Below are 26,824 nucleotides of genomic sequence, written 5' to 3'. Positions count from 1 at the left end.
ACCACAGGGAGGCGGGACAGCCCGTGTGCTTGTAGCGTTCATATAGGTGTCCCGCGTTCAGTGGCGTGCAATAGAGTCGCGGCAGGACGGGACACCGTCAATGGTGCGGACCGATCCGGTACACGTACCGCTTCGAGATCCGGCCACTCAGGAATGCGGCACGGCCGCTGATCGTTGACCATGGGGCACAACACCCGACGACTTAAGGATCGAGAGCTCGTGAGCAAGGTTCCCCCGATCATCCTCAACAACGGCGTCGAGATGCCGCAGCTCGGTTTCGGCGTCTGGCAGGTCCCGGACGACGAGGCCGAGAAGGCCGTCGCGACGGCGCTGGAGGTTGGGTACCGCAGCATCGACACCGCGGCCGTCTACGGCAACGAAGAAGGCACGGGCAAGGCGATCGCCGCTTCCGGCGTGGCCCGTGAGGAACTGTTCGTCACGACGAAGCTCTGGAACGCCGACCAGGGCCACGACGCGACGCTGCGCGCCTTCGACACCTCGCTGGAGAAGCTCGGCCTCGACTACGTGGACCTGTATCTGATCCACTGGCCGGTGCCCTCCAAGGATGCGTACGTCGACACGTACAAGGCCTTCGAGAAGATCCACGCCGACGGCCGCGCCAAGTCCATCGGCGTCTCGAACTTCCTGCCCGAGCACCTGGAGCGGCTGACCGGCGAGACGTCGATCGTCCCGGCCGTCAACCAGATCGAGCTGCACCCGCACCTGCAGCAGCACGCCGCGCGCGAGTTCCACGCCGAGCAGGGCATCGCCACCGAGGCGTGGTCGCCGCTCGGCTCGGGCCGCGGCCTCCTGGAGGTCCCGGCGATCGTCGCCATCGCGCGGAAGCACGGGCGCTCCCCCGCGCAGATCGTGCTGCGCTGGCACATCCAGCTGGGCAACATCGTGATCCCCAAGTCCGTGACGCCGTCGCGGATCCAGGAGAACATCGACGTGTACGACTTCGAGCTCGACCCCGAGGACATGGCGGCTATCTCCGCGCTGAACGAGGACCGGCGGATCGGCCCGGACCCGGCGACGTTCGACGTCGTCTGACGCCACGGCTCGAGTCCGCCCCGCGCGACCGCCGACGGACCGTCTCCGCCTCCCCTGTCAGGGCCGGCGGAGACGGTCCGCCCGCGAGACCTCCTCGGCCCCCTGCGACTCGCCCCCTTCCGGCGATACCGGGCGCGACCAGGTCAGCTTCACCACCAGATGCCCCTCCGCCGCCGTCTTGGCGATGACCGCGCCCGCCGCCGCACTGAGCTTGACGCCGAACTCCAGCTCGATCGTGTCGGGGTCGAGCGCGCGGTCACGGAAGGTCCGCAGCGCGGACATCGCGGCGCCCCGCACATTGCCCAGCGCCGACTCGAACCGCCCCTCGACGTCGTGGATCTCCCCGCTCTCACCGCGCCGCGACACCGACCGGAACCCGGGATCCCGGGAGTCCACCTCCACCACGACGGGCCCGTCGTCGGACTCCCAGCGCATCAGTTCGTCCACGGGCGGCCCCCTCGCTCCCTCGGCCGGGCCCCGACCGCCCGGCGACGCTGCCCCGAACGTACGTCAACCAGCCTGCCGGGACAGGCTGGTTGACAGATGATCACCCCTACGCTTCCTTGACCGCCACGTGCACCGTCTGTGCCGTCAGCAGGAACAGGTCGGGGCGCTTGTGCAGGCTCTGGGGGTCGTCGGCGTCCAGGAGGCGGTCGAAGGTCGCACGGTCGTCCGGGGTGAGACGTTCCGACTGCATCTCGCGGCGGCGGGTGAACTCGTCCACCACGTGGGCGCGGGCGTCCGCCGAGAGGGGGGCGGGCAGGTCGAGGAGGAAGCTGCGCGTGGCCTCGTACCGCAGGCCGGCGGCGGCGAGGAGGGCCGGCCAGTCCTCCGTCGCCCCCTTCGATCCGTCGAGGCTCTCGCGCATCCCTGCGAACCACTCCTCGTCGGCCGCCTCCAGGCGGGAGAGGAGTCCTGGGCGGCCGAAGCCGATGTCGCGGGGCAGGTAGCGGGCGCTCAGGCCGCCCTCCAGGAGGGCGATGGCGCCGCCGGGCGCGAGGCGGCCGGCGAGCGCGGCGAGAGCGGCGCCCTGGTCGCCGACGTGGTGCAGGGACCTGCACAGCCACAGCAGGTCCGCCTCGGGCACGTCGTCGATGGTGTCCGGGAGTGCGGCGCGCACCGTGTCGAAGCGGTCGGTGAGGCCTTCGTCCGCGGCGCGGTCGCGGGCCCGCCGCAGCAGTGCCTCCTCGGGGTCCGCCGCGACGATCCGCGCCTTGGGGAACGCCTCGGCCAGCACGAAGGAGACGGCGCCCGGGCCGCTGCCGACGTCGACGACGACGCCGGGGTCCGGGACCCAGCGGGTGAGCCAGGACGCCGCCTCGCCGTACATCGGCGCGGCGACGCGGGCGTAGCGCTCCAGCATGGCGCCCATGGCCGACCAGTCCATGTCGCCATGCCCGTGTCCGTGTCCGTGGCCATGTCCGTGGCTGTCGCCGTGCCCGTGGTGATGCTCCATCGTCTTGTGCCGCCTTCCGGTTCGCCTGCCCTCGTGTGGGAACAGGACTGTGTGGACAGGACCAGCCTGCTCCCGTATCCCCGCTTTCGGCGAACGATGTTGCCGCTATCGCAAAAAACTCACCGGGAAGGCCCGGGCGGTGTCGATCAGCGTCGTTTCCGGTAGGCGCGCAGCGTGAAGCGCGGGTCGGGGCGTGGGACGTCCTGGTCCGGGAGCTCCGCGAGCCGGGCGGCGAATCGCGCGGCCAGCGGCCCGTCGGGCGGGATCCGGGTGAACCAGCCGCGTCGCAGGTCGTCGACCGTGGAGCGGGGTGTGCGGCCCTGCCCGTGGCCGCGGAACCGCGCCCGCCCGGCGGGCGCCAGACCGTGTTCGGCGGCGTAGGCGTCGACGGCCTCGACCCGGTCGACCGCGAGCCGCACCGGACGCGGCGCGAGCACGGCGTCGATGTCGCTGCGCACGTCGTGCGAGGCGGCCTTGTCCACGGTGGTGACGTAGATCCCGCCGGGCCGCAGCACCCGCGCGCACTCGGCGACGACCGACGACGTCTCGTCGGGCCCGGAGAGGAGGTGCAGCAGCCAAATGGTGGTGACCGCGTCGAACGCCGAGTCGGGGAAGGGGAGTTGGCGGCTGTCGCCGAGCACGACGGCGCCGGGGACGCGGCCCGCGGCCAGCCGGGTCATGCGGTACGCGGCGTCCACCCCGGTCACCCGCAGCCCCGGCCGCTCGGCGAGGCGCCTGGTGACCAGGCCGGTTCCGCAGGCGACATCGAGGAGTGTGCCGGCGTCGGCGGGCAGCAGGCCGAAGACCGCTTCGGCGGCGGCAGCGGCGCGGGGTTCGCCGCCGCGCGAGGCGTCGTACCGGTCGGCCTCCTTGCTGTAGTCCAGCATCGGCCGTCAGCCCGCCCCGTGCGCGGGCGCCAACTCCTGGACCCTGTGGGCGAGTTCGAAGTCGAGCTCGGTGAGCGAGCCGCCCGCGCTGTGCGTGTGCACGGCGAGCGTGACGGTGTTGTAGCCGAGGGTCAGGTCGGAGTGGTGGCCGAGCTCCTCCTGCGTCCGCGCGATGTGGACGACGAGTCCGGTCGCCGCGAAGTGCGAGCCGAGCCGGTAGGAGCGGGTGAGCCTGCCCTCTTCCAGGGACCAGCCGGGCAGTTCGGCGAGGCGGTCCTCGATCTCCTTCTGCGAGAGCGGTTCGGGGGGCATGGGCCACGCTCCTTCCGGGAAGTCGGTCTTCGCCTCACCCTGCCACAAATTGTTTGGATTACCTTCTACGTATGACAACCGCCGCGCCCGCCACGGGGAGCACCAGAGGCAAGGCCAAGAGGCACACAGAGAGCACCAAGAGCACAGAGCACACCATCGCGAGCGCCGCCGGAGTGGGACAGCTGCTGCGCGGCTGGCGCGAGCGGCGCCGGGTGAGCCAGCTGGAGCTCGCCCTGCGCGCCGACTCCTCCGCGAGGCACATCAGCTTCGTCGAGACGGGCAGGTCACGCCCGAGCGAGGAGTTCCTGCTGCGCATCGCCGACCACCTCGACGTGCCGGTGCGGGAGCGCAACACGCTGCTCCTGGCGGCCGGTTACGCTCCCCGGTTCCGGGAGACCCCGCTGGACGACCCCACCATGGGCACGCTGCGCGAGGGTCTCGAACAGCTCCTGGCCGGCTACGAGCCCTATCCGGCCCTGGTCGTCGACGCGGCGTACGAGGTCGTCGCGGCGAACCGCGGCATCGCGCTGATCCTCGACGGCATCCCCGCGCACCTTCTGGCGCCGCCCCTGAACGCGATGCGGCTGACGCTCCACCCGGAGGGCCTGGCGCCCCGGATCCGCAATCTGCGGGAGTGGCGGGAGCATCTGCTGCACCAGATGGAGCGGCAGATCGCGCTGCAGCGCTCGGACGCGCTGCGGGCGGTGTACGAGGAGGTGGCGGCGTATCCGGTGACGGACCCCGGTGTGGACGCCTTCGAGGCGGGCACGGAGGTGCCGTACTTCGCGCTGCCCCTGCGGATCGAGCACGACGGGCACGTGCTGTCCTTCATCTCGTCGATCTCGACGTTCAACACCCCGATGGACGTGACGGTCGCCGAGCTGGCCATCGAGACGCTGCTCCCGGCCGACCCGGCGACGTCGAAGTATCTGCAGACGCACATGTCCTAGACAGCGGCTCGTGGCTGTGACCGTCAGGGCCTGAGCGCCCGCAGCGCCGCGTACTGCAGCGCGGCGAAGCCGCCCACGGTCACGGCCTGGAGCGGAATCCAGACCGCTCCCGCCGTGCCGGGCGAGAGCCAGCCGACGAGGGCGACGACACTGGCCACCGCCCAGACGGCGTTCGCCTCGACGACCGCCTGCACGACGGCCTTCGGCGGGCTCTTGCGCGAGGCGAGATAGCCGACGCCCGCCCCGAACAGGGTGAGGAAGACGCCGAGGCCGAGGAGCAGCCCCGAGTCGACGCCGAGGAAGTCGCCGAGAGGGCCCGAGGCGGCGGCGTACGCGATGCCGTTGCCGGCGGTCACGACGGCGTCCAGGCCGAGGAAGCGGCGCAGCATCGTGGTCGGGTCGGTGGTGCGGGCGAGCGTGGCGAGCGGGTACGTGGACGTGGCCATGGCGGATGCCTCCCGGCGGGGAACGGTTTCGGGTGCCGGGTCCGGTCCGGAGTGCGCCGGACCGGACCCGGTGACATCACTCTGTCGCGCCCGCGCCGACCGGTCGATTACGTCAGGGGTAATGCCACGCGGCCGCCCCGCGCCCCGTCACGGGTAGCGCCACGCGGGCCGCCCGGCAACCCGTACGGCCGTCGTCGACGGGTGCGCCGCCGGTCCCGCCCCTACGTTCGGTGGGAGGCAGACCTAGGGAGCGCCACGGTGACAGAGACGACCGAGCCCGCCGCCGCCCTGCTGCGGGCGGGGAGGTTCTTCCGGCGCGGCACCGCCGCCCCCGACCTGCACAGCGTCCGGCTGACGGGCGGCCGGGACGCGGACGCCTTCTACCGGGACCGCTGGAGCCACGACAAGGTCGTGAACTCCACGCACGGCGTGAACTGCACCGGCTCCTGCCGCTGGAAGGTGTACGTCAAGGACGGCATCATCACCTGGGAGACGCAGGCCACGGACTATCCGAGCGTCGGCCCCGACCGCCCCGAGTACGAACCGCGCGGCTGCCCGCGCGGCGCCGCGTTCTCCTGGTACACGTACTCCCCCACGCGCGTGCGCTACCCGTATCTGCGCGGCGTCCTCGTCGACCTGTACCGGGAGGCGAAGGCGCGCCTGAAGGACCCGGTGCTCGCCTGGGCGGACATCCAGGGCGACCCGGAGCGCCGCCGCAGCTACCAACAGGCGCGCGGGAAGGGCGGGTTGGTGCGGGCGACCTGGGACGAGGCCGTCGAGATCATCGCGGCCGCGCACGTGCACACCATCAAGACGCACGGCCCCGACCGGGTCGCGGGCTTCTCCCCGATTCCCGCGATGTCGATGGTGTCGCACGCGGCCGGCGCCCGCTTCATGAGTCTCATCGGCGCGCCGATGCTCTCCTTCTACGACTGGTACGCGGACCTTCCCGTCGCCTCGCCGCAGGTCTTCGGTGACCAGACCGACGTGCCGGAGTCGGGAGACTGGTGGGACGCCGCGTATCTGATGATGTGGGGCTCCAATGTGCCGGTGACCAGGACACCCGACGCGCACTGGATGGCCGAGGCGCGCTATCGCGGCCAGAAGGTCGTGGTCGTGGCGCCCGACTACGCCGACAACGCGAAGTTCGCCGACGAGTGGCTGCACCCGCATCCGGGCACGGACGGGGCGCTGGCCATCGCGATGGGGCACGTGATCCTGAAGGAGTTCTTCGTCGACCGGCGGACGGAGTTCTTCACCGACTATGTGCGCAGGTTCACCGATCTGCCCTTCCTGGTGACGCTGACGGAGCGCGACGGCGCGTACGTACCGGCGAAGTTCCTGCGCGCCACCGACCTCGGTCAGGACACCGGGGACGGTGAGGGCGGCGACTGGAAGACGGTGGTGCTCGACGAGGCGACCGGTCGGCCGGCCGTGCCGAACGGCTCGCTGGGCTTCCGCTGGACGGACTCCGGCAAGGGCAGGTGGAATCTGGAGCTCGGCGCCATCGAGCCGCTCCTGACCCTTCAGGGTTCGGAGGTCGCGGCGGGCGTCGAAGTGCTGTTGCCACGCTTCGACACCGAGGGCGGCACCCACGGGCAGGGCCGCGGCGAGGTCGTGCGGCGCGGGGTCCCCGCGACCCGGCTCGGCGGGCAGGACGGGCCGCTGGTCACCACGGTCTTCGATCTGCTGCTCGCGCAGTACGGCGTCGGGCGTGAGGGGCTGCCGGGCACGTGGCCCACGTCGTACGAGGACGCCGCCACGCCCGGCACGCCCGGCTGGCAGGAGGTCCACACCTCCGTCCCGGCGGCCAAGTGCGTGCGGATCGCCCGTGAGTTCGCCGCGACGGCCGAGAAGTCGCGCGGCCGCTGCATGATCCTGATGGGGGCGGGGACCAACCACTGGTTCCACTCCGAGACGATCTACCGCGCCTTCCTCGCGCTGCTCCAGCTCACCGGCTGTCAGGGCCGCAACGGCGGCGGCTGGGCGCACTACGTCGGGCAGGAGAAGTGCCGCCCGAACACCGGCTGGGCCACGCTCGCGAGCGCCAACGACTGGAGCAGGCCGCCGCGGCAGATGATCGGCACCGCGTACTGGTTCCTCAACACCGACCAGTGGCGTTACGACAGGTTCGCGGCGGACGTGCTCTCCTCGCCGCTCGGCGAGGGCCGGTTCGCGGGGATGACGGGCGCCGACTGCCTGGCCCTCTCGGCACGGACCGGCTGGATGCCGTCGTACCCGACCTTCGACCGCAACTCCTTGGACCTGGGCGAGACTTCGGGGGCCTCGGGCGATCCGGTCTCCAACGCCGTCGACGAACTCCGTGCGGGAACCCTCAAGTTCGCCTGCGAGGATCCGGACGCCCCCGGGAACTGGCCGCGCGTCCTGACCCTGTGGCGCGCCAACCTCCTCGGCTCCTCCGCCAAGGGCGCCGAGTACTTCACGAAACACCTGCTGGGCACGCACTCGTCGCTGCGGGCGGAGGAGGCGGGCCCGGACGAGCGCCCGTCCACGGTCACGTGGCGCGACGAGGCGCCCGAGGGCAAGCTCGACCTGCTCGTCTCCCTCGACTTCCGCCAGACGTCGTCGACGCTGCTCTCCGACGTCGTGCTGCCCGCCGCCACCTGGTACGAGAAGCACGACCTGTCGACCACGGACATGCACCCCTACGTGCACTCCTTCACCCCGGCCGTCGACCCGCCCTGGCAGGCCCGCACCGACTTCGACACGTTCCGCGCCATCGCCGACCGGCTCAGCGAGCTCGCGGTGGACCACCTGGGCGTGCGCAGGGACCTCGTCGCGACCGCGCTCCAGCACGACACGCCGGGCGAGACCGCGCAGCCCGGCGGGGTCGTCCTCGACTGGCGCAAGGGCGAGTGCGAACCGGTACCGGGCAGGACGATGCCGAACCTGGCGGTCGTGGAGCGCGACTACACCGCCATCGGCGCGAAGTTCGCCTCGCTCGGCCCTCTCGTCGAGACGCTCGGGCTGCCGGTGAAGGGCATCACCTTCCAACCCGGCCAAGAGGTCGAGGAGTTGCGGGAACGCAACGGCGTCGTGCGCGGCGGGCCCGCGGACGGCCGCCCCGCCCTGGACACCGCGGTGAAGGCCGCCAACACCATCCTCGCCCTGTCCGGCACGACGAACGGACGCCTCGCCACCCAGGGCTTCCACACCCTGGAGGCGCGCACCGGACAGGAGATGGCGCACCTGGCCGCCGAGCACGAGGGCAAGCGCATCACGTACGCCGACACGCAGGCCGCGCCCGTGCCGGTGATCACCTCGCCGGAGTGGAGCGGCAGCGAGTCGGGCGGGCGCCGCTACACGGCGTTCACGCTCAACACCGAGCACCTCAAGCCCTGGCACACCCTCACCGGACGCCAGCACTTCTTCATCGACCACGACTGGATGCACGAGCTGGGCGAGGCGATGCCCGTCTACCGGCCGCCACTGGACATGAACCGGCTATTCGGCGAACCGCGGCTCGGCCCGGACGGGGAGCGTGAGGTGACGGTGCGTTACCTGACGCCGCACAACAAGTGGTCGATCCACTCCGAGTACCAGGACAACCTCTTCATGCTGTCCCTCTCGCGCGGCGGCCAGTGCGTCTGGATGGCGCCGCAGGACGCGGACGCGATCGGCGTGAAGGACAACGACTGGATCGAGGCCGTCAACCGGAACGGCGTGGTGGTGGCGCGCGCGATCGTCTCGCACCGCATGCCGGCCGGCACGGTCTACATGCACCACGCGCAGGAGCGCACCGTGAACGTCCCCAAGGCGGAGACCACAGGAAAACGCGGCGGCATCCACAACTCCCTGACCCGCCTCATCCTCAAGCCGTCCCATCTCATCGGCGGCTACGCGCAGTTGTCGTGGGCGTTCAACTACCTGGGCCCGACGGGGAACCAGCGCGACGAGGTGACGGTCATCCGCCGCCGCTCGCAGAAGGTGGAGTACTAGATGCCCCGTGACGCAGGAACTATCGGACGCTGTATGGCTCAGATCGCGATGGTGATGAACCTCGACAAGTGCATCGGGTGCCACACCTGCTCGGTCACCTGCAAGCAGGCGTGGACCAACCGGGACGGCATGGAGTACGTCTGGTTCAACAACGTCGAGACCCGGCCCGGGCAGGGCTATCCGCGCCGCTACGAGGACCAGGAGAAGTGGCGCGGCGGCTGGGAGCTGAACAAGCGCGGCGCCCTGAAGCTGAAGAACGGCGGCCGGATCAAGTCGCTCCTGGAGATCTTCTCCAACCCCAAGCTCCCGGAGATCAAGGACTACTACGAGCCCTGGACGTACGAATACCGGAACCTCACCGACGCCCCGCTCGGCGACGACTACCCGGTGGCCGAACCCCGCTCCCTGATCAGCGGCAAACCCATGAAGATCGAGTGGTCGTCGAACTGGGACGACAACCTCGGCGGCGCCACCGAGCACGGCGACCTCGACCCGATGGTCGCCAAGACCCGCCAACAGGTCGCGGACAAGGTGAAGTTCACCTTCGAGCAGACCTTCATGTTCTATCTGCCCCGCATCTGCGAGCACTGCCTGAACCCGTCGTGCGTGGCGTCCTGCCCGTCCGGCGCGATGTACAAGCGGTCGGAGGACGGCATTGTCCTCGTCGACCAGGACCACTGCCGCGGCTGGCGCAAGTGCGTGACCGGCTGCCCGTACAAGAAGGTCTACTTCAACCACCGCACCGGCAAGGCCGAGAAGTGCACCCTGTGCTATCCGCGCGTCGAGGTCGGCCTGCCGACGGTCTGCTCGGAGACGTGCGTGGGCCGGCTGCGCTACCTCGGGGTGATCCTGTACGACGCGGACAAGGTGACGGCGGCGGCGAGCGAGCCCGACGACCACAAGTTGTACGACGCCCAGTTGGACGTCTTCCTCGATCCCGAGGACCCCGAGGTGCGGCGTGCGGCGGAGCGCGACGGGATCTCGTACGACTGGATCGAGGCGGCGCGCCGCTCCCCCGTGCACGCGCTGATCAGCAAGTACAAGGTGGCGCTCCCGCTGCACCCGGAGTACCGCACCATGCCGATGGTCTGGTACATCCCGCCGCTCTCGCCGGTGGTCGACGCGCTGACGGAGACCGGCCACGACGGCGAGGACCTGGGCAATCTCTTCGGCGCCATCGACACGCTGCGCATCCCCCTCGAATACCTCGCGGAGATCTTCACCGCCGGGGACGTGGGGCCCGTGCGGTCCTCGCTGGAGAAGCTGGCGGCGATGCGGTCCCACATGCGGGCCATCAACCTCGGTGACGAGCCGGACGGTGCGACCGCGGCGGCGGTGGGCATGTCGGGCCCGGAGATCGAGGAGATGTACCGGCTTCTCGCGATCGCGAAGTACGAGGACCGGTACGTCATCCCGACCGCGGCCGTCGCCGACGCGCAGCGGCTGGAGGAGTCGGCGCTGCCCGAGGGCTCGAACTCCTGCAGCCTCGACTACGACGGCGGCCCCGGGATGGGCGGCGACGGGCCGTTCGGCCAGGACTCCGGCCGCCGGCAGCTGCCGCTCGTCACCATCGAGAACTTCCACACGCTGCGGGCCAGGCAGACCGCCGACGAACAGCCCAGCGCGGTCGAGAAGGCCCACGCGCCCAAGGAGGACGAGACGTGACCCGGCACGCGGTGCTGTACCAGGCGGCGGCGCTCTGCCTGACCTATCCGGACGACGAGTTCCACGCGCGGCTGCCGCTGCTGCAAGCAGCCGCGCCCGCGGAGCTGCACGGCTTCCTGGCGTACGCCTCGGCCGCCGAGCCCCGCGAGCTCGCCGCGCACTACGTCCAGGTCTTCGACTTCAAGAACCGCCACAGCCTGTATCTGAGTTGGTGGCGGGAGGGCGACACCCGGCGGCGCGGCATGGCCCTGGTCCGCTTCAAGGAGGCCTACCGCGAGCACGGTCTGGAGTTCACCGGCGAGGAGCTGCCGGACTTCCTGCCCGCGGTCCTGGAGTTCTCCGCGCACGCGGGCCCGGTGCTCCTGGAGGAGCACCGCGGCGGCCTTGAGCAGCTGCGGATCGCGCTCGCCGACTTCGGCACGCCCTACGCGGCGGTCGTCGAGGCGGTGTGCGCGACGCTGCCGGGCCCCTCGCCCAAGGACCGCGCGGAGGCGCTGGCGCTGGCCCGCTCCGGGCCGCCGCGCGAGGACGTCGGGCTCCAGCCCTTCGCGCTCATCGGGGAGGTCCCCTCATGAAGACGCTGCTGTGGGGAGTGCTCCCCTACCTGGCCCTCGTCCTGCTCGTCGCGGGCACGATCTGGCGCTACCGCTACGACAAGTTCGGCTGGACGACCCGCTCCTCCCAGGTCTACGAGTCCAAGCTCCTGAACATCGCCTCGCCGATGTTCCACTACGGCATCCTCTTCGTGCTCGTGGGCCATCTGGTCGGGCTGTTCCTGCCGGAGTCGTGGACCGAGAAGGCGGGCCTCAGCGAACACTCGTACCACCTGTTCTCGCTGTACGGCGGCACGGCGGCCGGAGTGCTCCTCGTCCTCGGCATCCTGCTGCTCCTCTACCGGCGGCGGACCAACACGCCGGTGTTCCGGGCCACGACCGCCAACGACAAGCTGATGTACCTGGTGCTGTTCGCGGCGATCGTGCTCGGCATGGTCGCGAAGCTGATGCATTCGTCCGGCGACGGCTACAACTACCGCGAGTCGATCGCCCCTTGGGCCCGCAGCCTGTTCACGCTCCAGCCGGACATCGACCGGATGACGGGCGTGCCACTGATGTACGAGATCCACGCGGTGGTGGGGATGGTGCTGTTCGCACTGGTCCCCTTCACCCGGCTCGTCCACATGTTCAGCGCCCCGCTCCAGTACCTCTTCCGGCCGTACGTGGTCTACCGCAGCCGGGACCCGAAGCGGCTGGGCGCGCGGCCGGAGCGGCGGGGCTGGGAGCGGACGGGGTCCTGACCCCATCCGCTCCCCTGCCTCTGATCCCCTCCGCTCCCGGGTCGTCTACGGGGTGCCGTCCTTCTTCTGGTCGTCCTCGTCCACGATCTCGGCGTCCACCACGCTGTCCTCCGCGGCGGCCTCCGCGCTGTCCCCCGTGGGTGTCTGCTCCTGGGCGCCCCCGTCGGAAGCCGCGTACATCGCCTGGCCCATCTTCTGGCTGACCGCGGCCAGCTTCTCCGCGCCGGTGCGCAGGGCCGCCGTGTCGTCGGCCCGGTTCTTGAGGAGCTCCTTCAACTCGTCCGAGGCCGCCTCCACTTCGGTCCTCGTGTCCGCCGGCACGCGCTCGCCGTTCTCGCGGAGGAACCGCTCCGTCTGGTAGACGAGCTGCTCCGCCTGGTTGCGGACCTCCGCCGCCTCACGGCGTTTGCGGTCCTCCTCCGCGTGTTCCTCGGCCTCCCGCACCATGCGGTTGATGTCGTCCTTGGGCAGTGCGGAACCGCCGGTCACCGTCATGCGCTGCTCGCGCCCGGTGGCCTGGTCCTTCGCCGAGACGTGCATGATCCCGTCGGCGTCGATGTCGAAGGTGACCTCGATCTTGGGGACGCCGCGCGGCGCGGGCGGCAGGCCTGTCAGGTCGAAGACGCCGAGCTTCTTGTTGTACGCGGCGATCTCCCGCTCGCCCTGGAAGACCTGGATGCCGACCGAGGGCTGGTTGTCCTCGGCGGTGGAGAAGGTCTCCGAACGCCGGGTGGGAATGGTGGTGTTGCGCTCGATGAGCTTCGTCATGATGCCGCCCTTGGTCTCGATGCCGAGGGACAGCGGCGTCACGTCGAGCAGGAGCACGTCCTTGACGTCTCCGCGGAGCACACCGGCCTGGAGGGCCGCGCCGAGCGCCACCACCTCGTCCGGGTTGACGCCCTTGTGCGGGTCCTTGCCGGTGAGCTCCCTGACCAGGTCCGTGACCGCGGGCATCCGTGTGGAGCCGCCCACCAGGATCACGTGGTCCACGGCGGAGAGCTTGACGCCCGCGTCCTTCACCGCCTGGTGGAAGGGTTCCTTGCAGCGGTCGAGCAGGTCGGCGGTCAGTTCCTGGAACTGGGCGCGCGTCAGTTTCTCCGCCAGGTGCAGCGGCCCTTCGGAGGAGGCCGTGATGTAGGGCAGGTTGATGTCCGTCTCGCTCGACGAGGACAGCTCGATCTTCGCCTTCTCGGCGCCCTCGCGCAGGCGTTGGAGCGCCATCTTGTCCTTGCCGAGGTCCACGCCGTGCCCGTTCTTGAACTGCCGCACGAGGTATTCGACGATCCGCTGGTCCCAGTCGTCGCCGCCGAGCTGCGTGTCGCCGTTGGTGGCCTTCACCTCGATGACGCCCTCGCCCATCTCTAGGAGCGACACGTCGAAGGTGCCGCCGCCGAGGTCGAAGACGAGGACGGTCTGGTCGTCGCCCTTGTCGAGGCCGTAGGCGAGGGCGGCCGCCGTCGGTTCGTTGATGATGCGCAGGACGTTGAGCCCCGCGATCTCACCGGCCTCCTTGGTGGCCTGGCGCTGGGTGTCGTCGAAGTACGCGGGGACGGTGACCACCGCGTCCCTGACGTCCTCGCCGAGATAGGCCTCGGCGTCGCGCTTCAGCTTCTGCAGGACGCGCGCGGAGAGCTCCTGCGCGGTGTAGCGGGTGCCGTCCACGGAGCCGCTCTCCGGGAAGTGCCAGCCGCTGTCGCCCATGTGGCGTTTGACGGAGCGCGCGGTGCGCTCCACGTTGGTGACGGCCTGCCGCTTGGCGACCTCGCCCACCAGGACGTCGCCGTTCTTCGCGAAGGCGACGACGGAGGGTGTGGTGCGCGCGCCCTCCGCGTTGGCGACGACGGTGGGCTCACCGCCCTCCAGCACGGCCACCACTGAGTTCGTCGTCCCGAGATCGATCCCGACCGCACGTGCCATGGTCCAGTCCCTTCCGCCGCGAGCTCACGTCCCCCGTTTCCCGGTCTACTCCGTTCTCCATCACAAAACTTGAGCGGGCTGATGTCAATGCCGCACACGACAATGCCGCCACCCCGACAGGGGCGACGGCATGGTCGACTGCGGCTTCGTCAGGCCAGCTTGGCCGAAAGTGTGATGGTCGTACCCGTCAGGGCCTGGCTCACCGGGCAGCCGTCCTTGGCCTTCTCGGCGGCCTCGACGAAGGCGGCCTCGTCGATGCCGGGCACGGTGCCCTCGACGGTGAGGTGGATGCCGGTGATGCCGGTGCCGGGCTGCAGGGTCACGTCGGCGGAGGTGGTGAGCTTGGTGGGCGGGTTGCCCGCGCCGGTCAGGGTGTGCGACAGGGCCATGGAGAAGCAGCTGGAGTGCGCGGCGGCGATGAGCTCCTCCGGGCTGGTCTTGCCGTTCGCCTCCTCGGCGCGCGACGGCCAGGACACCGCCTGCTGCCCGATGCCGGAGGAGTCGAAGGTGACGGTGCCCGAGCCCTCCGTCAGAGAGCCTTCCCAGACGGTGTGCGCGGAACGGGTGGTAGCCACGATGCAGTTCCCTTCAGTGCGGATCCGTGATCGGATTTTCCGTTGCCACCATCCGATCACACTCGGGACGGAAACGGTGCGTCCGGTCGCTTCGTACGGCGTGCGATGGCCGAAGCGGCCGGTTCAGGGCTTCCGGGCCACCGCCCCGTACATCGCGATCGCCCGGTCGTCGATGCCGTCCTGCAAGGGGCCGGGGCGCCACTTGTGCACCTGGGTGACGCCCGGGTCCAGGAGGTCCATGCCCTCGAACAGAGCGGTGGCGGTCGACAGGTCGCGGAGCGCCATGGGCATGCCCTGCTGCTCGTACTCCTCGGCCACCCGGCCGACCTCCTCGGGCGCGAAGTCGGCGGTGCCGATGGTCATGGCCAGGAAGCTGCCCGACGGCAGCGGTTCGAGGAGCCGCCGCACGAGTCGCCGGTCGTCCGGCGGCAGGATGAAGTGCAGGATGCCGATGACCATCAGGCCGACCGGCTCGTCCAGGTCCACCAGGGCGCGGAACTCGGGGCTGTCCAGGATGGCGTCCGGGTCGTGCATGTCGGCGTCGACGTAGGCGGTCGCGCCCTCCGGGGAGCTCTGGAGGAGGGCGCGGGCGTGGGCCAGGACGATCGGGTCGTTGTCGACGTAGACCACGCGGGACTCCGGCGCCACGCCCTGCACGACCTCGTGCAGGTTGGGGGCGGTGGGCAGGCCGGTGCCGATGTCGAGGAACTGCCGGACGCCGTGCTCCTGGGCGAGGAACCGCCCGGCACGGTGCATGAACCGCCGGTTCTCCAGCATGTGCACGGGCAGCGCCGGCCAGTGCCTGCACATGGCGTCGCCCGCCTCGACGTCGACAAGGTAGTGATCCTTGCCGCCCAGGATGTAGTCGTACACCCGCGCCGAATGCGCCGTCGAGGTGTCGATCCGATCCCCTGCGCTGTGCATGGGCAACTCCGCTTCTCACCAATGACATTGAACTGCGAACGGTATGCCGGGCCGGAAGACGACCGGCGCGAAGTCGCCATCCGACGGAAGCCGGCTCGGCTGCTCGGCTGCTCGGCTGCTCGGCGCCAGCCGTGGACGGGGTCGCGTCGCAGCTGATTATCAGCAAGCTGGAGGAAGGTCTCCCTGCCCGGATCTCCTCGTTGGCACACTGACGAGGTGACCTACCTCGACCAGCTCGCCGATCTGATCCGTTCCTGCCTCCCGGCCGGAGCCGAACCTCCCGCGGATTCCGACGATTTGTTCCGCATCTATGCCGTGCTCTTGAGGGCCAAGGGGGAGCAGGTCACCGAAGAGGACATCCACGACGCCTGGTCGGCCTGGATGCAGTCGGTCGACAGCCACCACAAGGCGCTGGTGCCCTTTCAGGAGCTCGACGCGCAGACCCGGGCCTTCGACGCTCCGTACGCGCAGGCCATTCGCACTGCCGCCCGCTGTCTCCAAATGGGTGTCGGCTGAGAAGCCGTATCCCAACCGCCCTCGGTACGGGGGATCTTCCAACACACTGTGTGCATGGATGTGTCGGCTGAGTCGGTACTGCGATTCCTGCTCATCTGGTCCATAGGCATGCTGGCGATGTCCGGGCTGTGCGAACGGAGGTTGCGCCGGCAGCTCGTCGGGATGCTGTGCCGAACGGTGTTTCCGCTACTGCTGTTGGGGCTTCTGCTTGCCGTCCCGTTGCTGGTGCCCGACCGGTTCCCGCAGTGGTGGGACAGGTGGTGGCGGTACGTTCTTCCGCTGTCCACGGTGCTCGGGGGCCTGGTGCTGTGGCTGCCGCAGCAGGGCAAGCGGTTGAGCTGGAGCGGCCGCTGGGAGTTCCGTGACCCCGCCCAGGAAGATCCCGCCCAGGGACCCGCGACCGGCATGGACGGCCCGACCCGGCCTGCGCATACGAGGCTGCGGATCCTCGGCTACGTGATGATGCTGGCCGGCGTCGCCCTCACGACCGTCCCCACGCTGGTGCTGCAGCGGCCTGACATCACCCCGGACTGGGTGGAGCCGAACGGATTCCTCATCGGTGTCACCGGGCTGTTCACCGTCCTTTACGGCGGCAGGACACTGAAGCTCGCCCGCACCCGGCAGGCGCGGGAGCTCCTGTCCCGGCCGATCCGCAGGGACGCGTGGCTCGGATCGCTGCTGTGGGTCGCGGCCTGGGTGTGCTGTCTGGCCGGGCTGGCCCTGACGCTCGGCGGACTGTCCGTGATGATGGAACCCCTCGACCTCGCGTGGTGGCAGACCTTCCTCACGCTGTGGACGATGATCCTCGGCGGTTTCCTGTTCACGCAGGGCCGCAAGACGTTCCTGCGGGCGCGGCGGCACCGGTCCCGCCTCCTTCCGGATCACCGGCACCTCAAGGCCGGTTCCTACGTGCTCTACCTGCGCTCGTTCGAGGAAGATGAGCAGCAGACGGCCCTGCACGAAGTGCCGACACCGGGCCTGGCGGGCGGTGCGGTTGCCGGGTTCCTGGTGTCCGGAGCTTCGGCAGAGGAACACCTCGCCGAAATCTTGCGGCCCCTCGGGCCGTTGGTCGCGGTCGGCGCACCGGGTGAGCGGCTGCCGCACGTGGGCGCGGTGCGCATGTACCTGCCGCGCGAGGGCTGGCATGAGCCGGTGCGCGAGCTGATGCGCAAGTCCCGGCTGACCGCGCTGACCCTGGGCACCAGCGAGGGCACGATGTGGGAGCTGGCCGAGGCGTTCCGGCTGCTGCCTCCGCATCGGCTGGTGTTGTTCGTCCCGGCGCTGAAGAAGGCCGAGTACCAGCGCATCCGTGCCACCGCGCCGCGTCTGCCGAAGTGCCCCCGGTGGCTGGACACGCAGCACCGGACGGTGATCCAAGGCGTCATCCATTTCGCCGCGGACTGGACACCGACCATCGCGCCCGTGGTGGACGACTACGGCAATGTGACGTCGAACCTGTTCACGGCGATGATGCCCGCGCTGCTACCCGCCTTCACCGCGATCGAGGAGTACGAGAAGGAAACAGGCGCGCTGTTCGGCTGACCCAAGGCTGGACGCCCGCCACCCCTGAGGGTTGACGGGCACCAGGACGTCGTGCGCGTGTCGCTGCGGTGTCAGCGGACCGTCACCGCGAAGACGGGCGACAGGGTGGAACCGCTCTGCATGCGCAGCTCGTTCTTGCCCTTGAGGCCGAGCTTGACGCGCAGGGTGTACGCGCCGGACTTGTTGACGGTCGTGGAGGCGGGCAGCGTCTTCCACGTGCCGCGCTGCTTCTGCTGCAGGCCGACCTTGGCGCCCGCCTTGATGCCGGTGGCCTTGCCGCTGACGCGCAGCTCCTGCCAGGCCTTCACGGAGGTCGCCGAGGGCTTGGCGGTCAGCGCGGGCTTCACCGCGGCGGTGGGGCTGTTCTTCTGGGTGCCGAGGCTCTTGCCGGTCTTGACGTCCCAGATGGCGTACGGCGTGCCGCCGCCCTGCGTCTTGCTGTACAGGCGCTTGCCGTCGGCGCTCAGGTGCAGGTAGATGCCGTCGTCGACCGTCTGGCCCGGCTTGAGGGCCTTGCCGTTGTAGTACGGCTTGCCGTCCTTGACCGTGACGGTGACGCCGGCACCGATGTCGATCTTCACGGGCTTGGCGTCGGCGACGCTCCGCACCGCGGTGGGCCGCTCCGCGGTGGGCGCGCTCGCCAGCGCGGCCGCGGCCGGGGCCAGGAGCGCCGTACCGGCGAGGACCGAAACGGTGGCGGTGCGCAGGGCGCCGCGGCGGTGGGTGGTGGTACGCATAGCGTGGTTCCCCTTCACGTTCATGGATCTGTTCGCACGCACGGCACGGCTCCGCTGGTCGGGCGGCGCCGAGCCGGGAGTTGTCCTGGTCACCCTCGCTGTTCGTGCTGTGCGACGAGTACGGAATCAACCTAGTTCAACCGTCATAACGGTTATCCGCAGATCATGTAACGGTGCCCCATAGATCACCACATGGTCTGCTATCGACACGGGATCAGAGGGTTCCGCTCTGGTGCCGCTTCGACGATCTAGGAGTTCGGCGTCGAACACGACTCAAGGCGTTGATTGAAAGGAAACGGCCTGGTAGTGCCCGCGAGGATGAACGGCAGCTTTAATCGGGGATCACGGACAGTAGGCGCGGGGTCCAGGGAGTTGTGTCATGGGCCGCCCCAACCGGGCCGCCCGGGCTGCCATCACTCAGCGCCGCGCCGACGCCATCGACCTCAAGCTCGCTGGAGTCGACTGACTGACGATCGGCCGCAAGCTCGCCGCCGACCCCGCAATTAACACAGACGGTGTCGCGTACCCGCAGGGGTACGGCATCGACAAGTACAAGCGGCAGCAGGAGCCGCCCACCGACAAGCGCCTCATCGAGCTCGCCTTCAAAGACGTCTCCAAGGCGTTGGCCGAGCACACCACTGCCCTGGACGACCGGACCGACGAGTTGCGGCAGCTCATGGTGGAGCGCCTGGAGCGGCTGTTCTTCGGCGTCTACCAGGCCGCAATCCGCAACGGTGACTACCAGGCCGTCGACCGGGCGGTCCGCATCATCGAGCGCAGCAGCCGCCTCCTGGGCCTGGAGCGGCCCGTGCACACGGAGGTGTCCGGCCCGGACGGTGGAGCGGTGCAGGTGGAGACCTCGGGCCTGGATGAGCTGGAGTGCCTGATCAACCTCGCCGGTGGCGAGGGTGGGAAGGGCTGACGAAGCGGCGGTTCTCGACCTCTACCGGACGCTTCCCGCTCAGCGCCGCCGTGAGATAGCCGCCGCCTCCACCCCGAACTGCGCGCCCGGCTCGTGCGTATCGAGCGTGAGCTGGCGATGGACCGCTCGCCAAGGGCGATGGCTGCCGTACTCACCGACGGCCACGAGATGCAGGCCCCGCACCTGGGGTTGATCGACGCCGCCTTTGAGCAGGTCGCCGCGGGCAAGGCGACACGGCGCCTGCTGACGATGCCCCCGCGGCACGGCAAGAGGCGCAGGGCTGCCAGGTGGGCGCCGCTCTGGTACCTGCGGCGCCCTCCCGAGCACCGGATGACGATCGCCAGCTACGCGTCCGACCTAGCCGACGATCACAGCAGGTGGATCAGGGACGCGATCCTCAACTATCAGCCCCAGATCGGCAGCAGCCTGCGGCCCGGCTCGTCCGCCGCCAACCGCTTCGACCTCACCGGAACCGAGGGCGGCGCGGTCATGGCCGGTGTCGGCGGAGGCCTCACCGGCAAGGGCGCCCACCTGGCGGTGGTCGATGACCCGATCAAGGACGCGGCCGAAGCCTCCTCGCTTACGATGCGCAAACGGTTGTGGGAGTGGTGGCAGGCCGTCCTGCTGACCCGCATCGAACCGGGCGGCTCCGTCATCCTGATCCAAACCCGTTGGGACGAAGACGACCTTGCCGGCCGGGTCCTGGCCGATGAGGGCGACCGGTGGACCGTCATCGATCTGCCCGCCGTCGCCCTCTCCGCCGACGACGCCCTTCAGCGGCCCATCGGGGCGCCGCTGTGGCCCGAGCGGTACGACGCCGACGCCCTTGCCGAGATCCGCCGCTCGGTGGGCGAGCGCGTGTGGTGGTCGCTGTACATGCAGCAGCCGCGTCCCCAGGCCGGCGGCGTATGGCAGTGGTCGTGGATCACGAATAACAGGATCTCGGCAGCTCAGTTCCGTGGCATCGACCTCACGCGGATCGTCGTCGCCGTCGACCCCGCGGGCGGTGAGTCCGCGGTGGGGGATGAGACCGGCATCGTGGCCGCAGCCCGCGACCGCGACGGACACCTCTACGTCCTGGACGACCGCTCCGCCAACCGAGGCGCGGACGCCTGGGGCCGCGAAGCGTGCCTGCTCGCCATCGAGCTGCGTGCTGACGCCATCGTCGTCGAGTCCAACTTCGGTGGAGACATGAGCAGCCAGATCCTCCACCAGGCGTGGCAGGAGCTCGCCCGGGAAGAGCGCACCGAGAACATGCTCATGCCCGCGGTGTTGCCCGTGACCGCCAAGAGCGGCAAGCGGCTGCGCGCGGAACCGATCGCCCAGCTCTACGAACAGGGCCGGGTGCACCACGTCGGTGAGTGGCCCACCCTCGAACAGCAGATGGTGACGTGGGTGGCGGGCATGGACAGCCCCGACCGCATGGACGCCGCAGTACACGGCCTCACCCAGCTCGCAGATCCAGTGCACGCCGGAGGCGCGGCGACCGCCTACCAGGACCGACGGGGTCAAGACCGACGCTGAGGAGGACTCTCGTGCGCATCCTAGAATCCCGTCGTCGCCCCGCCGGTTTCGTCCAAGAAGGCGCGCACCGAGCTGACGAACGCGCTGCGGCCCTCCTCATAGCCTGTGCGCGGTCGGAACCAACGGTCTTCCGCGGACAGGAGGCGCCAGGACACAGGGTTACGGGCAACGACCAGGAGCCGCCGCAGGTCATCCTCCGTTTGCACGCCGCCCTCCGCCGGGGCGCCGGCGACCGCGAGGACGCCGCTTTCCCTGACCAGGTACTCCAGGAAGCCGAGGTCGTCAGGGCGGTCCTCGTGGTCCCGGTCGCCCCAGCCTTCGAGCATCTCGTACGCCAGCCAGGCGCAGCTGTGTGCGTCGCTGCCCTCGCATCGTTCCTCGCACCGCTCCGCGTTTCCCGGACACCAGCGTCGCTCCAGGGCCTCCAGTGCGGATCGGACCACGGCTCGCCTGACCGCGTACCGTTCCATGCGCCAACACCGATCCCGTAGCGCCTCCGCATGGCGGACGACCGCGTCGGGGCCGAGAACCTGCAGTCCCGAGCACGCCTCGGTCAGTGCTTCGCTCTTGGTGCGCAGTTCGTCACCCCGCGACAACGGGTCCAGCTCCTTCAGCCGCCATACCGAGTCGGCGAAAACGTCCGAGGTGCGCAGGAACGCCCTCCACGCCGCGCACCGCTCAGTCTCCAGCCGCAGCCGCCGCTCCGCGGCGGCCTGCGTGCTCATCGACTCCAGGGCGAGCCGCCGCCCGAACATGGTCTGCCAGCGCGCCACCATCACAGCGGCAAGAGCAGCCACCCCTGAGAAGACCGCCCCCAGTGTCGTGAAAGCAGTCTGCACATCCTGTCCGTCCATCCGCCCACCGTGCCCTCCAAGTGGTGCACGACCACCGCCAAGACTGCAACGGCGCCCACCTTGTCGCGCGGCAGGCAGGAGCGTGTCGTTCCATGTTCAAGGGTGATCGCGGAGTGCAGAATCGAGCCCCCTGCGCCGCGGCCCCATCGTGCTCCCCAATGCCGCCGCTAATATGCGTCAAAATTGCGGGCTACTGGTGATTCCGTAAATCCGTCGGCCCTCACCGGGTTCTCTATTGCCGCAGACCGGCACCCCTACCCTGGTGTGAGGCGTGGGGCTGACGAATCGGACTGTTTTCGTGGGCCTGCGTACCTTTCTGACCGACGCGTGGTCATGGCTGAACTACAAGCCGGTGATGTCCGGCAGTGACGGGCGCCCGCATCGGGCTCTCACCCCGGCCGTGCAAGCAACGTGGCTTCCCGATGAAGCGGTGCGCCGCCTGGCCGCCTACGGGCTTTTGGCTGCCTACGACAACAACCAGGCAGGGGAACTCGCGAGCCTCGCCGGCAACGACGCGGCGGGCGAGCGGCGCGAGTTCGGGGACGCTTCCGCGTTCGTGGACACCACGCTCGCTCACCTGCTGGGCAAGTCGCAGCAGATCATCGTGCCCGGTGCCGACACGCCAAGGATCAGGACGCCACCTCGGAGACGATCGCCGCTGCCGCCGTCCAGCAACGGCTGAGGGAGTGGGCGGAGGCCGAGCTGCTGCCGCTGCGGATGCAGGCGGCCGAGCGGAAGGCCGTCCTGCTCGGTGACGGCCTGTACCTCCTGGCCTGGGACCCCGACAAGCAGCGGGTAAGACTGAAGACCTACGATCCCGGCTTCTACTTTCCCGTCATCGAGGACGACGCGGACCCGGGAGACTACCCTCGCCGGGTGCACCTGGCGTGGGAGATCCCTGAGGACCCCAAGCGTGGGGTCAAAGCCCGGCTCAGGCGGATCACCTACGAACTCGGCCCACTCGGCCCCATCCGACCCGCGGACGAAGGGGCGGGCGGCATCAGTTCGTCGGAGATCCAGGCCGCCCCCGTTCCTCAAGCCGGAGACAGCTACGACGACGCCCTTGGCCGCCTCCAGCGCACCTATCCGTGGGCGCCTGACCGGCCGTCCCCGACGACCTGCTACCTGACCGACGCGGAATGGGTGATCTCTGATCTCCGTCACGGCCAGGAACTCGATGACCTGCCCCTGGACAAGGCGCGGTTCCGCACCCGCTCGGACGGGGTGGTCCTTGACCGGCTCGATCTGCGGCTGGACTTCATCCCGCTCGTCCACATCAGCAACACCATCGCGGACGGCGAGCACTTCGGCCAATCCACCCTTGCCAAGGTCATGCAGGCCCTCGATGAGCTTGCCGAGACCGACACCGACTCTGCCCGCGCCTCTTCAACGACCGGCACACCGATCATCGGGCTCGCCGGCGCCCGTCCCGAGGTCGACCGGGTATCTGGCAGGCCCAAACCGCTCACGATCGAACCGGGCACGGTGTTCGCCCTCGGCGACGGCGGCCGCATGGACGTCCTGGACACCTCCCACCAGCTCGCCGAATTGCGAGCCCGCGTCGAGGAGATACGCGACCGGGCAGCGGTCAACGCCCTCCTGCCCGCCGTCAGCTTGGGCACCGTCGACCCCTCCGACGTGCCCAGCGGGTACGCACTCCAGCTCTCCCTGGGCCCACTCGACTCGCTCGTCGACGCGATGCGCCTGGCCCGCGCGCACAAGTACGCGCTGCTGCTGAAGATGGTGCAGCGCATTCATCAGGCAGGCCGGGCAGACGGCTGGCCGCAGAGCACGGTTCTTCCCGCTCGTCTGGTGTTCGGGCCGCACACCCCCACGGACCGGTCAGCGATCCTCGAAGAGGTCGTCAAGGGGGTGACTGCCGGGGTGCTGGCGCTGGAGACCGGCATCCGCATGCTGCAAGACGTCGGGTACCCCATCGACGACGCCCGTGAAGAGGTTGTGCGGATCACGGAACGGCGCAAGAGCGGCGTGACTGTGCCCCGCAAGGAGCTCGTCAGCTCAACTCCTCTGGCTCCTTGAACTGCTTCTTCTTGGCCGTCTTGAAGAACTCCCGCTGCTCCTCGGGGGACTTCCGCAACTGCTCCTCAGCCACCTCGCTCTTGTTCCCGCCACCCCATGCGCTGAGATAGGTGCCCTCTCCCCCTGGGATGTTGTCAATGCGGGTGATGAACAGGCAATCGCCTGCGAAGTCTCCGAACTCCGCTCCGAGCCGCTCGCCTTCCTTCGGCGCGCGGCCTGCGGCGAGTTTCTTGCCGTCCTCGTCATAGATCACGGTCTCCTCTTCGGAGGCGGCCGTGCGTACGCAGGTATCTGCCGTGGTCCCTGGGCGAGTGTGCTCCCCGTCGGCCGTCGAGACTTTGTAGCCGGTGAACGGGCTCCGGTCGACCCACGGCGCCCACACCCATACAGCTGCGCCTACCGCAGCGGCGGCCAGGATGCCGCCGCCTATCAGCACCCGACGACGCCCCGTCCGCGCCGAGGAGTCGTGCTCCTCTACTGCGTTTTCCCCACCCGTATTCATGATCCCGATCATGTCAGTCCACTGTTTTGTGCAGGTCGGAGGGCGCCTACCGCAGGGTTTAACGCTCGGTTCCGTAGACTGGGCCGCGGCGCGGGGCCGTCGTGGGAGTAACACCACTTGATGACCCGCAGCATGCCCGCTCCGCGAACCGTGCTCGGCTACCGCCGTGACGGCCGCCCGATCTTCCCGGTCTGCGGCGCCTCCTCGGAAGACCCGTCGAACGACGAGGCCACGGTCAGCGTCAGCCAGAAGCAGCTGAACACGATGATGGCCCGGGAGAAAGACCAGGGCGGCCGTGCAGCGGTCCGCTCCCTGATCGAGAAGCTCGGGTTCTCCAACACGGCGGCGCTGGAGGAGTACCTCGCTGGCGCCCGGCAAGCCGAGCAGGACCGGCTGACCGAGACCGAGCGGCGTGAACAGGCCGTCATCGAACGCGAACAGGCGGCTCTCGCGCGCGAGGCTGCGGCTGTCGCCCGGGAGCGGGAGGCAGCGCGCCGCGCCGTACTGGTCTCCGCCGGCGCGACCGAGCCTGACCTGGACGACGCCGTGTCGCTCCTGCGCCTGCCGGACGATGCGGACACCTCGGCCCTGGACGAGGCGGTTCAGGAGCTGAGCCAGCGCCACCCCGAGCTATTCGGCTCCCTCGCTCGGGACATCCCCCCGGCCCGGGCGGGGCTCCGGCGTCGGTTCCGCCGCCGCGCCCCGGCGGCACAGAACGCCCGCCCGGCGCTGCCGGTCTGGAGGTGGCCCGACGCCGAGGCCTCCTGCCCGACACCCCCTAGACCGGCTGGCCGCTCACGGTGAGCGGCTGGCTGATGTTGGGGACCACGCCCCTTCCTTCTTCTCCTCGTGGACCGCACCCACCGCACCTGGTGAGGGCGTGACCGCACCGCACCACCTGGAGAAGACGGCTTGAGCATCCAGCCGTACACCACCACTGTGACGGTCACCGCCGACCGGGACTGGCTCGCCTCCCGCCACGGCACCGACTCCACCGAGACCATCGCCCTCGACCTGGACAAGCTGACCAAGAACGTCCACTACGTCGAGCCGACCGCAGCCCAGCCACACGACTTCATCCGCTCCGGAGTCCCCGTCGGCCGCATCACCGCCTCCGGCCTGTACGGGGCCTACGACCCTGCAGCCGATGACGGCCGCGCCGTCCTCGCCGGCCTCGTGTACGTGGAGGCCCCGTTCACCCCCGGCATCACGAAGGTGCGGCCGCGGCACTGCTCTGGCACGGCACCGCCCATACCGCCAAGATCCCCGGCGGCCTCGACCCGGCCAAGATCACCCCTCACCCGGCCGGTGCGCAGATCCGCTTCCTCGGGACGGTGAGCGCGTGAGCGTCGCCGACCTCCTGAACAACGTCTCCGTCACCGACCTGACGGTCTACGCACGCACCATCCCCACCCCGGACGACTTCCTACTCACGCAGAAGGTGTTCCCCGAGGCCCGGGTGCAAGACGTGAAGTGGCGCGTGCGGCAGAACAAGCGGCGCGTGAACGCGGCCTCCTACCGCGCCTACGACACCAGTGTGACGTTCGCGAAGCGGCAAGCCACCTCGACGCAGACCGAGGGCACCCTGCCCGCGCTGGGGCAGAAGCTCCTCGTCGGCGAGATGGAGCAGCTGCTCCTGGACGCCGCCCGCGGCGCCGATGAGGACCGGCTCGTGGAACTGCTCTACGACGACGTGGAGCGGCACGTCGAAGCGATCCGCTCCCGCCTGGAACTCGCCGCCGGTGATGTCCTGCTGGACGGCAAGTTCAGCCTGGCCGGGGAGAACGGCCTGGCTGTGGAGGCCGACTACGGCGTGCCGGCCGCGAACATGCCGACCGCGCCGAAGCCATGGTCGGACCCGACCTCGGACCCGATCGCTGATGAGCTGCGGTGGATCGACTACCTCGACTCCATTGGCGCCCCCGCCCCGGAGATGGTGCTCACCTCGCGTAAGGCGTGGTCGCATCTGGCGGGCAACCAGTCCTACCGGGCGGCGTACTACGGCACCCCGGCCGGTGGGCAGACCCCGACGGCCACGCTGAACCCGCAGCAGATCAACTCGGTGCGCGGCGCCTACGGCCTGTCGCCCGTCACGTTCTACAAGGCGCAGGTGTGGCAGGACGAGTGTCCAAGCGCGTGCTGCCGGAAGACCGATGGATCATGCTGCCCCCGGACCGTGCGAAGTGGGGCCAAACCCAGTACGGCACCACCACCGAGTCCCTCGCCCCCTCCCGCGGCACGAACCATGCGATCGAACGGGAAGACGCACCGGGCCTCATCATCACCCGCGATGTCGAGGACGACCCAGTGCAGATCTGGACCAAGGGCGCAGCAGCCGCGATGCCCGTGCTGTACTCCCCGGACTGCCACATCACCGCCACCGTCCTGTGAGCGCCGCCGTGAAGTCCCTCGGTGTGCTCGCCGCGACGGTCCACATCCTCGACCCCACCGAGCGGATTCCGGCCGTACTTGCGGCCGGGACCGAAGTGACAGATCCGGTCGTGGCCGAGCAGATCACCAACCCGAAGTGCTGGCACATCCCGCCCGAACCGGCAGGTGAGTCCGGCAAAACTACCCGGAAGCCGAAGTCCGCCTAACCTAGCGTGGTGGGGGGGCCCGGGTCCCCCCCACGCCCCCTCCCCGGAGGGCAACGGGACCAGTGAGGGTCTGCCCTGGCTCCAAACCCCACCCGGCAGCGAAACCCCGCCCGAAGAAATGGGCCACCGCCCCGAAAGGGTCGGCACCGCC

26 protein-coding genes are annotated in these 26,824 nt (G+C 69.8%); 15 read left to right on the top strand and 11 right to left on the bottom strand.

Annotated elements, in window-relative coordinates; all coding sequences use genetic code 11:
• Window positions 1-261 precede the first annotated feature (261 nt).
• Complete coding sequence (locus ACZ56E_RS00130) at window positions 262-1,053, top strand: aldo/keto reductase (protein WP_468604115.1); 792 nt, start codon at window positions 262-264, stop codon at window positions 1,051-1,053.
• 57 nt (window positions 1,054-1,110) lie between these two features.
• On the opposite strand, the gene ACZ56E_RS00125 is transcribed toward ACZ56E_RS00130, so the two are convergent.
• The 4 genes from ACZ56E_RS00125 to ACZ56E_RS00110 all read right to left on the bottom strand — a co-directional run bounded on the left by ACZ56E_RS00125 (window position 1,111) and on the right by ACZ56E_RS00110 (window position 3,708).
• Complete coding sequence (locus tag ACZ56E_RS00125) at window positions 1,111-1,500, bottom strand: CU044_2847 family protein (RefSeq protein WP_471209006.1); 390 nt, start codon at window positions 1,498-1,500, stop codon at window positions 1,111-1,113.
• Between the two features lie 106 nt (window positions 1,501-1,606).
• A complete protein-coding gene (locus tag ACZ56E_RS00120) occupies window positions 1,607-2,509 on the bottom strand; it encodes a class I SAM-dependent methyltransferase (RefSeq protein WP_471209004.1) in 903 nt (300 codons plus the stop codon).
• A gap of 146 nt (window positions 2,510-2,655) precedes the next feature.
• The gene (locus tag ACZ56E_RS00115) at window positions 2,656-3,396 is read right to left on the bottom strand and encodes a class I SAM-dependent methyltransferase (RefSeq protein WP_471209001.1); all 741 of its coding nucleotides are present in this window, start codon (window positions 3,394-3,396) and stop codon (window positions 2,656-2,658) included.
• Between the two features lie 6 nt (window positions 3,397-3,402).
• Entirely contained in the window at window positions 3,403-3,708 is a 306-nt protein-coding gene (locus tag ACZ56E_RS00110; RefSeq protein ID WP_471208998.1) for a 4a-hydroxytetrahydrobiopterin dehydratase, read from the bottom strand.
• Between the two features lie 71 nt (window positions 3,709-3,779).
• On the opposite strand from ACZ56E_RS00110, the gene ACZ56E_RS00105 reads away from it, so the two are divergent.
• Complete coding sequence (locus ACZ56E_RS00105; protein WP_471208995.1) at window positions 3,780-4,658, top strand: helix-turn-helix domain-containing protein; 879 nt, start codon at window positions 3,780-3,782, stop codon at window positions 4,656-4,658.
• Between the two features lie 23 nt (window positions 4,659-4,681).
• Here the strand turns inward: ACZ56E_RS00105 and ACZ56E_RS00100 are convergent, their stop codons facing one another.
• Window positions 4,682-5,104, bottom strand: a complete 423-nt coding sequence (locus ACZ56E_RS00100; RefSeq protein ID WP_471208992.1) for a hypothetical protein — start codon at window positions 5,102-5,104, stop codon at window positions 4,682-4,684.
• 258 nt (window positions 5,105-5,362) lie between these two features.
• Between ACZ56E_RS00100 and ACZ56E_RS00095 the strand changes: the two genes are divergently transcribed.
• From ACZ56E_RS00095 to narI, 4 genes are read left to right on the top strand one after another with little or no spacing between them, the layout of a single operon-like run.
• Window positions 5,363-9,064, top strand: a complete 3,702-nt coding sequence (locus ACZ56E_RS00095; protein WP_471208989.1) for a nitrate reductase subunit alpha — start codon at window positions 5,363-5,365, stop codon at window positions 9,062-9,064.
• A 33-nt stretch (window positions 9,065-9,097) separates the two neighbouring features.
• Window positions 9,098-10,729 carry a nitrate reductase subunit beta gene (gene narH, locus ACZ56E_RS00090; RefSeq protein ID WP_471208987.1) on the top strand — a complete coding sequence of 544 codons (1,632 nt, stop codon included), beginning with the start codon at window positions 9,098-9,100 and terminating at the stop codon, window positions 10,727-10,729.
• Window positions 10,726-11,304: a nitrate reductase molybdenum cofactor assembly chaperone gene (gene narJ, locus ACZ56E_RS00085; RefSeq protein WP_471208984.1), complete on the top strand. Its 579-nt coding sequence runs from the start codon at window positions 10,726-10,728 to the stop codon at window positions 11,302-11,304. Before narH ends, narJ begins: the two co-directional genes overlap by 4 nt.
• Window positions 11,301-12,023 carry a respiratory nitrate reductase subunit gamma gene (narI, locus tag ACZ56E_RS00080; protein WP_471208981.1) on the top strand — a complete coding sequence of 241 codons (723 nt, stop codon included), beginning with the start codon at window positions 11,301-11,303 and terminating at the stop codon, window positions 12,021-12,023. Before narJ ends, narI begins: the two co-directional genes overlap by 4 nt.
• A 45-nt stretch (window positions 12,024-12,068) precedes the next feature.
• On the opposite strand, the gene dnaK is transcribed toward narI, so the two are convergent.
• The 3 genes from dnaK to ACZ56E_RS00065 form a co-directional block, all read right to left on the bottom strand.
• Window positions 12,069-13,940, bottom strand: coding sequence for a molecular chaperone DnaK (gene dnaK, locus ACZ56E_RS00075; RefSeq protein WP_471208978.1), 1,872 nt, complete (start codon window positions 13,938-13,940; stop codon window positions 12,069-12,071).
• A gap of 149 nt (window positions 13,941-14,089) precedes the next feature.
• Window positions 14,090-14,515 (bottom strand): OsmC family protein, encoded by a 426-nt coding sequence (locus ACZ56E_RS00070; RefSeq protein ID WP_468603396.1) that lies wholly within the window; start codon window positions 14,513-14,515, stop codon window positions 14,090-14,092.
• Between the two features lie 123 nt (window positions 14,516-14,638).
• Entirely contained in the window at window positions 14,639-15,439 is an 801-nt protein-coding gene (locus tag ACZ56E_RS00065; protein ID WP_471208974.1) for an SAM-dependent methyltransferase, read from the bottom strand.
• Between the two features lie 216 nt (window positions 15,440-15,655).
• Here ACZ56E_RS00065 and ACZ56E_RS00060 point away from each other — a divergent pair, with 216 nt between their 5' ends.
• Together ACZ56E_RS00060 and ACZ56E_RS00055 are read left to right on the top strand one after the other, a co-directional pair.
• Entirely contained in the window at window positions 15,656-15,955 is a 300-nt protein-coding gene (locus ACZ56E_RS00060; protein WP_471208971.1) for a DUF7701 domain-containing protein, read from the top strand.
• Window positions 15,956-16,009: 54 nt separating this feature from the next.
• Entirely contained in the window at window positions 16,010-17,497 is a 1,488-nt protein-coding gene (locus ACZ56E_RS00055) for a hypothetical protein (RefSeq protein WP_471208968.1), read from the top strand.
• Between the two features lie 71 nt (window positions 17,498-17,568).
• On the opposite strand, the gene ACZ56E_RS00050 is transcribed toward ACZ56E_RS00055, so the two are convergent.
• Window positions 17,569-18,234: a hypothetical protein gene (locus ACZ56E_RS00050; protein ID WP_471208965.1), complete on the bottom strand. Its 666-nt coding sequence runs from the start codon at window positions 18,232-18,234 to the stop codon at window positions 17,569-17,571.
• 622 nt (window positions 18,235-18,856) lie between these two features.
• Between ACZ56E_RS00050 and ACZ56E_RS00045 the strand changes: the two genes are divergently transcribed.
• Together ACZ56E_RS00045 and ACZ56E_RS00040 are read left to right on the top strand one after the other, a co-directional pair.
• Window positions 18,857-19,156: a hypothetical protein gene (locus tag ACZ56E_RS00045; protein ID WP_471208962.1), complete on the top strand. Its 300-nt coding sequence runs from the start codon at window positions 18,857-18,859 to the stop codon at window positions 19,154-19,156.
• Window positions 19,157-19,294: 138 nt separating this feature from the next.
• Complete coding sequence (locus ACZ56E_RS00040; protein ID WP_471208959.1) at window positions 19,295-20,680, top strand: phage terminase large subunit family protein; 1,386 nt, start codon at window positions 19,295-19,297, stop codon at window positions 20,678-20,680.
• A 20-nt stretch (window positions 20,681-20,700) separates the two neighbouring features.
• Here the strand turns inward: ACZ56E_RS00040 and ACZ56E_RS00035 are convergent, their stop codons facing one another.
• Complete coding sequence (locus tag ACZ56E_RS00035; RefSeq protein ID WP_471208956.1) at window positions 20,701-21,534, bottom strand: hypothetical protein; 834 nt, start codon at window positions 21,532-21,534, stop codon at window positions 20,701-20,703.
• 271 nt (window positions 21,535-21,805) lie between these two features.
• On the opposite strand from ACZ56E_RS00035, the gene ACZ56E_RS00030 reads away from it, so the two are divergent.
• Window positions 21,806-22,216: a hypothetical protein gene (locus ACZ56E_RS00030; RefSeq protein WP_471208953.1), complete on the top strand. Its 411-nt coding sequence runs from the start codon at window positions 21,806-21,808 to the stop codon at window positions 22,214-22,216.
• 35 nt (window positions 22,217-22,251) lie between these two features.
• Window positions 22,252-23,574 carry a hypothetical protein gene (locus tag ACZ56E_RS00025; protein WP_471208951.1) on the top strand — a complete coding sequence of 441 codons (1,323 nt, stop codon included), beginning with the start codon at window positions 22,252-22,254 and terminating at the stop codon, window positions 23,572-23,574.
• Here ACZ56E_RS00025 and ACZ56E_RS00020 read toward each other — a convergent pair.
• On the bottom strand, window positions 23,549-24,088 hold the full coding sequence (locus ACZ56E_RS00020) for a hypothetical protein (protein WP_471208948.1): 540 nt from the start codon (window positions 24,086-24,088) through the stop codon (window positions 23,549-23,551). The genes ACZ56E_RS00025 and ACZ56E_RS00020 overlap by 26 nt on opposite strands.
• Window positions 24,089-24,196: 108 nt before the next feature.
• Here ACZ56E_RS00020 and ACZ56E_RS00015 point away from each other — a divergent pair, with 108 nt between their 5' ends.
• From ACZ56E_RS00015 to ACZ56E_RS00005, 3 genes are all read left to right on the top strand, one after another.
• Window positions 24,197-24,880, top strand: coding sequence for a hypothetical protein (locus tag ACZ56E_RS00015; RefSeq protein WP_471208945.1), 684 nt, complete (start codon window positions 24,197-24,199; stop codon window positions 24,878-24,880).
• A 108-nt stretch (window positions 24,881-24,988) separates the two neighbouring features.
• On the top strand, window positions 24,989-25,414 hold the full coding sequence (locus ACZ56E_RS00010; protein WP_471208942.1) for a head decoration protein: 426 nt from the start codon (window positions 24,989-24,991) through the stop codon (window positions 25,412-25,414).
• 4 nt (window positions 25,415-25,418) lie between these two features.
• Window positions 25,419-26,636 (top strand): major capsid protein, encoded by a 1,218-nt coding sequence (locus tag ACZ56E_RS00005; RefSeq protein ID WP_471208939.1) that lies wholly within the window; start codon window positions 25,419-25,421, stop codon window positions 26,634-26,636.
• Window positions 26,637-26,824: the final 188 nt, after the last annotated feature.

The organism is Streptomyces sp. NPDC039480, from assembly GCF_055597165.1.
This window is presented reverse-complemented; position numbering and strand designations above follow the sequence as displayed.